The 8,413-nt window shown below is 71.8% G+C and carries 8 protein-coding genes; 4 read left to right on the top strand and 4 right to left on the bottom strand.

Translation table 11 applies throughout. From position 1 onward, the window contains the following. The first annotated feature begins 455 nt into the window (after positions 1-455). Positions 456-1,172: a transglycosylase SLT domain-containing protein gene (locus tag ABZ805_RS08225; protein WP_358436201.1), complete on the top strand. Its 717-nt coding sequence runs from the start codon at positions 456-458 to the stop codon at positions 1,170-1,172. Here ABZ805_RS08225 and ABZ805_RS08220 read toward each other — a convergent pair. Then, positions 1,166-1,885 (bottom strand): FCD domain-containing protein, encoded by a 720-nt coding sequence (locus ABZ805_RS08220; protein WP_358436198.1) that lies wholly within the window; start codon positions 1,883-1,885, stop codon positions 1,166-1,168. The two genes, ABZ805_RS08225 and ABZ805_RS08220, sit on opposite strands and share 7 nt — an antisense overlap. Before the next feature lie 182 nt (positions 1,886-2,067). Between ABZ805_RS08220 and ABZ805_RS08215 the strand changes: the two genes are divergently transcribed. Further along, positions 2,068-3,468, top strand: coding sequence for a gluconate:H+ symporter (locus ABZ805_RS08215; protein WP_358436195.1), 1,401 nt, complete (start codon positions 2,068-2,070; stop codon positions 3,466-3,468). Positions 3,469-3,586: 118 nt separating this feature from the next. After that, complete coding sequence (locus ABZ805_RS08210; RefSeq protein WP_358436193.1) at positions 3,587-5,884, top strand: ATP-binding domain-containing protein; 2,298 nt, start codon at positions 3,587-3,589, stop codon at positions 5,882-5,884. 30 nt (positions 5,885-5,914) lie between these two features. Here ABZ805_RS08210 and ABZ805_RS08205 read toward each other — a convergent pair whose 3' ends face one another. Together ABZ805_RS08205 and ABZ805_RS08200 are read right to left on the bottom strand one after the other, a co-directional pair. After that, a complete protein-coding gene (locus ABZ805_RS08205; protein ID WP_358436190.1) occupies positions 5,915-6,397 on the bottom strand; it encodes a hypothetical protein in 483 nt (160 codons plus the stop codon). After that, positions 6,394-6,864, bottom strand: a complete 471-nt coding sequence (locus ABZ805_RS08200; protein ID WP_358436188.1) for a type II toxin-antitoxin system antitoxin SocA domain-containing protein — start codon at positions 6,862-6,864, stop codon at positions 6,394-6,396. The genes ABZ805_RS08205 and ABZ805_RS08200 overlap by 4 nt, the downstream gene beginning before the upstream one ends. Positions 6,865-7,088: 224 nt before the next feature. Here ABZ805_RS08200 and ABZ805_RS08195 point away from each other — a divergent pair, with 224 nt between their 5' ends. Continuing rightward, complete coding sequence (locus tag ABZ805_RS08195; RefSeq protein ID WP_358436185.1) at positions 7,089-7,742, top strand: YdcF family protein; 654 nt, start codon at positions 7,089-7,091, stop codon at positions 7,740-7,742. Between the two features lie 86 nt (positions 7,743-7,828). Here ABZ805_RS08195 and ABZ805_RS08190 read toward each other — a convergent pair whose 3' ends face one another. Then, positions 7,829-8,329 carry a hypothetical protein gene (locus ABZ805_RS08190; protein WP_358436182.1) on the bottom strand — a complete coding sequence of 167 codons (501 nt, stop codon included), beginning with the start codon at positions 8,327-8,329 and terminating at the stop codon, positions 7,829-7,831. Between the last annotated feature and the right edge of the window lie 84 nt (positions 8,330-8,413).

Raw genomic sequence — 8,413 nt, 5'->3', positions numbered from 1 at the left:
GCTGAGAACCCGCGGGTGGTCCTGCTGCGTGCGTGGTCGCTGCTCAGCGGCTTCGCCGCTGACAGGACGAGGGCACTGATTCGGCTTCGCCGGGGATGGGTGCGGTGGTGTGGGTCCGTCGGGTGGTCGGCGGCTCAGCGGCTTCGTCGCTGACGAGCGACGGAGACCGATTCGGCTTCGCCGCTGGGGCTGGGCGGCGTGATCCCTCGCGCGTTGATGGCCGAGCTGTGGGGTTTCCGACCTCGGTGGTCGGGTTCTTGACGGGGGTGGTGGGTGGTCGGCAGGGTCCGGGGTGGATCACGGTGATGCTTGGTCGAGCTGAGCGAATGCCGGGTGTTGGTTACGTGGAGTGACTACTTTCCCGCGAATCGGTCGTTCTGATCTACCAAAGTAGGTACCTGCATACGTGGAAACCGCGATGTAGGTACACGGCCGGTGATGGACGGTTGGTTCTCGTGAGTTCCCCCGACCACACCTTCCCCCGAGCCCTGCCCACCCCCGAGCGCAAGACTCCGGCGGCGCTGCAGCGTCTGCAGGAGAAGGCGGTCCCGCAGCTGCGCGAGCTGTGGAGCATCGGCACCGCCATCGGCCCGCACCGCCTGTCCCCCCGGATGCGGACCGCCCAGATCGGTGCCGCGATCGTCGCGACCGGCGTGCTCAGCAGCATCCTCGGCGGCTCCCCCGCCGCCGAGGACACCGCGATCGAGCACGCCCCCCAGGTCCGCGCCGCTCCCGAAGCGGCTGCCGGGCACGTCCAGCCCGGACCGGTGAGTCCCCCGAACACCGGTCCCGGGCTGGACGGCGCGCCCGTCGGCGACCCCGTCGACGGCTGGATCGGCCAGGCGACCGCGGTCCTCGAGGCGAACGGCGTCTCCCGCGAGCAGATCGACCCGGAAGCGCTGCGCACGATCATCGAGCACGAGTCCGGCGGCGACCCGTCCGCCTCCAACGGCTGGGACTCGAACGCGGCCGCGGGCACCCCGTCCAAGGGCCTGATGCAGACCATCGACCCGACGTTCCACTCGTACGCGGTGCCCGGGCACCAGGACATCTGGAACCCGGTGGACAACATCGTGGCCGCCACCCGCTACTCCATCGACCGGTACGGCTCGATCTCGAACGTGCCGGGCGTGCAGGGCGTGAGCTCCGGCGGCTCCTACGAGGGCTACTGAGCGGATCCGGTGGCGCGCCGTTCGGCGGTGAGGCTCGCCAGGGTCCCGGCGAACGCCTCCTCCACCAGTTCGCGCATCGCCGACTCGGCGCGCGCCGGATCTCCGCCGCGGACGCACTCGGCGATCTCGCAGTGCAGCCGCAACGCGACCGGTTCCGGGTGTTCCGGCATCAGGCCGCGCCCGGTCCGCCAGCGCAGGACCTCGCCGAACACGCCCTCCAGCTGCGCGAACATCTCGTTGCCGGAGGCGGCCAGCACCAGGCCGTGGAAGGCGACGTCGGCCTCCAGGAACGTCTCCAGATCGCCGGCGCGCGCGGTGGCGACCATCCGCTCGGCCAGCCCGACCAGCCGGGCCGCCTGCTCGTGGCCGGCGTTGCGGGCGGCGGCCGCGGCGGCGACCGGTTCGACCGCGGTGCGCAGCTCGGCCAGCGTGCGGACCTGCGCGGACCGGTCCACCGCGAGCAGCCAGCGGATCAGCGCCGGGTCGAAGGTGTTCCACTCGGCGCGCGGGCGCACCACGACGCCGACGCGCTTGCGGCTGACCACCAGCCGGATCGAGGCCAGGGTGCGCACCACTTCGCGGGCGACGCTGCGGGAGATGCCGAACCGCTCCTCCAGCCCGTCGATGCGCAGCACGCTGCCCGGCGGGTGCACTCCCGCGCTGATCTCGTGGCCGAGCAGGTCGACCACCTGCCCGTGCAGTCCGCCGCTCACCGGGCTCCTTCCGTCGACGGCCCACTCTTCCAGCGCCCCGGACGTCGCGGGCACCTGACCGCACTATGCCGGTGACCCGACTAACAGAGCCGACTTAATCGGTTCACCAGCCTCAAAAGTCATACTTATTGGGGATCTGCTCCTAGGGTGGGCCGCGCACCGAGCTCAGCGAGGAGCCCCTCATGCCATTGCCGCACCCGACCGCCGCCCTGCTCGCGCAGGCCCCACCCGCAGCCTGGACCGGCCACGACACCCGGCTGCTGGCCGCCGCGGTCGCCGGCATCGCCGTCATCGTCGTGCTGATCAGCTGGGTGAAGCTGCACCCGTTCCTGTCGCTCGCGCTCGGCGCCGCGACCCTCGGCGTCACCGCCGGAATGCCGTTCGGCGACCTCGTCGAGACCTTCACGAAGGGGCTCGGCAGCACCGTCGGGGACGTGGGGCTGCTGGTCGCGCTCGGTGCCATGCTCGGCAGGCTGCTCACCGACACCGGCGGCGCCGAGCAGATCGTGGAGACCGTGCTGGCGCGCACCACCCGCCGCACCCTGCCGTGGGCGATGGTGTTCATCGCCGCGTTGCTCGGCCTGCCGATGTTCTTCGAGGTCGGCGTCGTGCTGCTGGTGCCGGTCGTGGTCATGGTCGCCGCCCGTTCCGAGCAGCCGATGCTGCGCATCGGCATCCCCGCGCTCGCCGGGCTCTCCATCCTGCACGGGCTGGTGCCGCCGCACCCCGGGCCGCTGGCCGCGGTGGACGCGCTCGGCGTCGACGTGGGCACCACCCTCGCGCTCGGCATCGTGGTGGCCATCCCCACCGCCATCGTCGCCGGTCCGGTGTTCGGCTCGTTCATCGCGAAGCGGGTCGAGCTGCCCGCCGCGTCCACGCTGCTCGGCAAGGCCCCCGGTCCGGACAGCGAGGGCAGGCGGCCCGGGTTCGCGCTGTCGGTGCTGATGCTGCTGCTGCCGGTGCTGCTGATGCTCGGCAAGTCCGTCGCCGACCTGGCGCTGACCGAGGGCACCGCCGCCTACTCGGCGCTGGACACCCTCGGCACGCCGGTGGTGGCGCTGGCGCTGACCGTGCTGCTGGCCATGGGCACCCTGGGGCCGCGCTCCGGGCTCGGCCGCGAACGGCTGTCCGGCATCGTCGGCGCCGCGCTGCCGCCGGTCGCCGGGATCATCCTCATCGTCGGCGCGGGTGGCGGGTTCAAGGAGACCCTCGTCGAATCCGGCGTCAACACGATGATCACCGACCTGGCCGCGGGCGCGCACCTGTCGCCGCTGGTGCTGGCCTGGCTGATCGCCGTCGGCATCCGGGTCGCCACCGGGTCCGCGACCGTCGCCACGATCTCCGCGGCGGGCATGGTCGCGCCGCTGGTCGCCGGGCTGGACCCGGTGCACGGGGCGCTGGTCGCGCTGGCCGTCGGCTCCGGCTCGCTGTTCTTCTCGCACCTCAACGACGCCGGGTTCTGGCTCGTGAAGGAGTACTTCGGGATGACCGTCGGGCAGACGCTCAAGACCTGGTCGGCGATGGAGACGATCCTGTCCGTGGTGTCGTTCGCGGTGCTCTGCCTCCTGGAGCTGCTGCTGTAGCCGGGAGGCCCCGGCCTCGCGGCCGGTATGATGGTTGGTCGGACTTTCGCCAGGGACGCATCGCACCCGTCGGCACATCCGTCCGGCACATCACGGTTGAGCACGAGGTGGAACCAAGTTGTCCAATGCCCGAGCTGATCGGGGACCCGACCGCACCGACGACCTAGCCGCCGAGCAGCAGTACGTCTCGACGCTCTACGACAAACTCGACGAACTCCGCCGGGACGCGACGAAGCGGCTCACGGACACGTTGCGGGAGACCGGCGGCACGCCGCAGGCCCGCACCGAACGCGACATCTCCACCACGATGTACACCGACAAGCTGACCCAGCTCAGCGCGGTCGAGCACGGCCTGTGCTTCGGCCGCCTCGACCTGGACAGCGACGAGGTCTTCCACATCGGGCGGATCGGCCTGTTCGACGAGGAGCGCGAGTACGAGCCGCTGCTCATCGACTGGCGCGCCCCGGCCGCGCGCCCCTTCTACCTGGCCACCGCCGCCGCCCGCGAAGGCGTGTGGCGGCGCCGCCACCTGCGCAGCAAGTGGCGCACCGTCGTCGAGCTCGAGGACGAGATCCTCGACCTGGACGCGGGCGAGCAGGGCAGCGACCTCGGTCTCGCCGGGGAGGCCACGCTGCTGGCCGCGCTCGACGCGCGCCGCACCGGGCAGATGGGCGACATCGTCGCCACCATCCAGGCCGAGCAGGACCGCATCATCCGCGCCCCCATGAACGGGGTGCTGGTGGTGCAGGGCGGGCCGGGCACCGGCAAGACGGCGGTGGCGCTGCACCGCGCCGCGTTCCTGCTCTACACCTACCGCGAGCAGCTGACCAAGCGCGGTGTGCTCGTGGTCGGTCCGAACTCCACGTTCCTGCGCTACATCGGGCAGGTGCTGCCGTCGCTCGGCGAGACCGGCGTGCTGCTGTCCACCGCCGGCCAGCTGTTCCCCGGCATCGACGCCACCGCCGACGAACCGGCGGCGGCCGCCGAGGTCAAGGGCCGCGGCGCGATGGTGCAGGTGCTCAACTCGGCCGTGCGGGACCGCCAGCAGGTGCCGAAGACCCCGATCGAGGTGCTGTTCGACCGGGAGCCGCTGACCATCGGCAAGAACCTCGTCTCGCACGCCCGCAGCCGCGCCCGCCGGTCCCGGAAGCCGCACAACCACGCGCGCCGGATCTTCCGCAAGGAGATGGTCTCCGGGCTGACCCGGCAGGTCGCCGACCGCCTCGGCCGCGACCTGCTGGACCGCCGCGACCTGGACGACATCGGCGCCGAGCTGCGCGCCGACGACGCGGTCGGCGAGGTCCTCGACTCGCTGTGGCCGCAGCTGACGCCGCAGCAGGTGCTCGACGACCTGCTCAGCGTGCCGAAGCGGCTCACCACCGCCGCCCGCAAGCACCTCTCCGATCAGGAGCGGCAGCTGCTGCTGCGCCCGCCGGGATCGCCGTGGACACCCGCGGACGCCGCGCTGCTGGACGAGCTGGCCGAGCTGCTCGGCGAGGACGACACCAAGGCCCGCGAGGAGCAGGCGCGGCAGGAGCGCGAGGAACTCGCCTACGCCCAGGGCGTGCTGCACCTCATGGAGCAGGACGAGGAGATCGCCGACGAGGAACGGCTCCGCGTCTCCGACGTGCTCGACGCCGAACTGCTCGCGCAGCGGCACCGCACCCGCAGCGACCTCACCGCCGCGGAACGCGCCGCCGAGGACCGCACCTGGACGTTCGGGCACGTCATCGTCGACGAAGCCCAGGAGCTGTCCACGATGGCGTGGCGGGTGCTGATGCGCCGCTGCCCCAGCCGGTCGATGACGCTCGTCGGCGACATCGCCCAGACCGGGGCGCTCGGCGGCGCGGCGTCGTGGGACGAGGTGCTGTCGCCGTACGTGATGGACCGGTGGAAGCTCGCCGAGCTGACCGTCAACTACCGGACGCCCGCCGAGATCATGGCGGTCGCCTCCGACGTGCTCGACGCGCTCGACACCGATCTGGAGGCGCCGACCTCGGTGCGCACCAGCGGGCACGAGCCGTGGACGCGGCGGGTTCCGGAGGCGGAGCTGGCCGCGGCGCTGCCGGGCCTGGTGCGCGACGAGCTCGCCGCCGTCGAGGGCACCCTCGCGGTGCTGCTGCCGCCGGAGCACCTCGCCGAGGTCGGCGGCCGCATCGCCGAACAGGTGCCGGAGGCCGAGGTGGGCGCCCAGGAGGACGGCCTCGAAGCGCGGGCCGTGGTGCTCACCGTCGAGCAGGCGAAGGGGCTGGAGTTCGACTCGGTGCTGGTCGCCGACCCGGACCGCATCCTCGGCGAATCGGCGCGCGGGCTCAACGATCTGTACGTGGCCCTGACCCGCGCCACCCAGCGCCTCGGCGTGGTCCACACCGGCGCGGCCCTCCCGGACGTCCTGGCGGCGCTCGGCGAGGAGTGATCGACACCCGCGGCGCGAGGCCGTCCCGGTTCAGGTGTGCTTCTTGCGACTGGGGACCACCTCGTGCCGCGGGTCCCACCAGAGAGCGTAGAAGCGGTTGTTCTCCACGAATCCGAACAGCCGCCGCTCCCCGGTGATCCGCAACCGGTGGATCACGTCGCGGTCGTCGAGCCCGAGCTCGACCAGGCGCTCCCAGGCAGGCTTCGCCAGGTCACCCAGCGGGTAGTCCTGCGAACGCTGGTGGCTGTGGATCACCTCGTTCACCGTCATGGACTCGAACGCGCTGATGCTGCGCAGCAACGTCTTGTGATCTTCCGGGGTGATGCGGGTCAGGCACCAGCTGCCGTTCAGATCCACTTTGGACAGGGAGACCATCAGCTTCGTGCCGGGGTCTCCCGGGGTCAGCGCGAGGCGAGGCCGCTTCTCCGCGGACGGTGCGGCCGCGCGGTGCATCTTCGGCACCGAGCTTCCGGCGGGCACCGCCTGCTGCTTCTTCGGCGACTTCCGGCTCACACGTCCTCCGCGTCCGCGTCGGCGCCGGTGAGCCCGTCGTAGTACTCGTGCATGGCGGCGTGCTCGATCACGGCGCTGCCGCGTTCACCGTCGCCCAGCCGCGCACGAGAACGCGCCTCCCGCCACGGTGCTTCGCGATGGGTGAGCTCGCTGAGCCAGTGCGCGGACCGGTCCGCGTACGCGTCGAGCACCGCTTCCACGCTGCCGCGTTCCGCCTCGTCCAGCACCGTCCGGTCACCGCCGAGGGCGTCCTCGGCGTTCAGCCGGAACTTCCCGCGGTGGCGGGCGTACAGCTCCGGTACCACCGGGCCGTTCGCCCACGCCTGGATAGGCTCGTCGAAGAGCGGGCGCTCCTCCCACACCAGGTGCCAGGCCTGGCTGTAGTACACGAGCTTCTGCAACTTCATGGCCGTCATCGGCCCCCGCCGGTGCAGGATGTACGCGGCCACGTCGTTCGCCTTCACCACTTCGCCCCCTCTCCTCGACGACGTCGACGATCCCACAGTGCCAGCGGACACCGACCGAATGCTCGGAAACGGGCGTTCGGCCGAGATCGCTCCACCCGATCTTGTGACATTCTCGGGAACCCCGTCGGAGATTCGACGCGAGGACCGATGTTCGGGGTGATGACCGGGCGGCGACGCCGCGTGAGGACCGGCTGCTGACAGCCGAAGCGGAGGGGTGCGTTCCGATGGCGGTACCGACCGAATTGCCCGCGGACGTGCGGACGTTGTGGGACTACCACGACCTGCGGCACGAGCCGCGCCGCTGCGACGTGGGCGTGGGGCTCGGCAGCCACGACCTCGGGGTCGCCACCCGCACCGCCGAGCTGTACCACGAGGGCTGGTTCCCGCGGATCGTGTTCACCGGCTCCAACGCGCCCACCACCGTCGAGCGGTTCCCGCGCGGCGAGGCGGTGCACTTCCGGGAGCACGCGCTGGAGCTCGGCGTGCCCGACGCGGCCATCGCGGTCGAGACCGCGGCCACGAACACCGGCGAGAACATCGACTTCACCCGCGCGCTGCTGGCCGAGCAGGGGCTGCTGCACGCCACGATCACGCTGATCTCCCGCCCGTACCAGCAGCGCCGCGCGCTCGCGACGGCGAAGAAGCGGTGGCCCGAGGCGGAATTCCGCTGCGCGGCGACCCGGCAGTCGCTGGCGGAGTACGTCGAGAGCATCGGCGACCCGGACCGGGTGATCACCATGCTGGTGGGCGACACGCAGCGCATCACCCGCTACGCCGAGCTCGGGTTCGCCGCCCCGCAACCCGTGCCCGCCGAGGTGCACGAGGCCTACCTGCGGCTCGTCGACGCGGGGTACACCGGCAGGCTCGTCCCGGACTGAGCCGAGCCGGGACCGAGCCGAGCGCGCCGGGCACGGCGCCCGCCACCGGCACCGGCACCGGCACCGGCGCGGTCGTCCGAGAACCGTCACCGGTACGCGGGCCCCGCGTACCGGCCCAGTGCCTGGCCGAACTGGTCCTCGGTCTCGCGGACGTCGCCGACGTCGACCAGCCGGTAGCCGGTCCAGCCGTTCTGCTGGACCACCCACGCCGCCGGAACTCCCGGGTTGTGCCCGTCCCGCGGCCACACCGTCAGGTAGGTGGCGGTGCTGCGCTCGTCCTTGGGCTTGCGCAGGGTGCTCAGCGAGACCCCGGCGACGTGCTGCCAGCCCAGCGCCACCCGCACCTTCCGCGCCGGGTGCTGGATCAGGATGCCGCGCTCGTCGATGCGCATCGTCATCGGCCGCAGCCCGTTGATCAGCATGACCACTCCGGCCACGACACCGACCGGCGCCGCGAAGAAGACGTAGTTGATCCGCACGGCCGTGTCCGCGGTCAACCCGCCGATCAGCATCACGGTCATGACCGCCCCGATCGCGATCAGGAATCCGCCGCCGATCGCCCTGTTCAGGCTCCGGTGGAAATCCACGTTCCCTCCCCATCCACTGTGGACATCTGCGGGCCGTGGTCACGCCCCGGAGGGGGAGCTTAAAGATCAACCGGCTCGCGCGTG

The sequence above is a fragment of the Saccharopolyspora sp. NPDC047091 genome, assembly GCF_040643635.1.
Taxonomy (GTDB): domain Bacteria; phylum Actinomycetota; class Actinomycetes; order Mycobacteriales; family Pseudonocardiaceae; genus Saccharopolyspora_C.
This window is presented reverse-complemented; position numbering and strand designations above follow the sequence as displayed.

What these genes read in the sequence shown, in the direction of transcription:
- ABZ805_RS08215 (WP_358436195.1), top strand. Translation starts at nt 2,068, where the DNA reads ATGCCATTGCCGCACCCGACCGCCGCCCTGCTCGCGCAGGCCCCACCC.
- ABZ805_RS08195 (WP_358436185.1), top strand. Translation starts at nt 7,089, where the DNA reads ATGGCGGTACCGACCGAATTGCCCGCGGACGTGCGGACGTTGTGGGAC.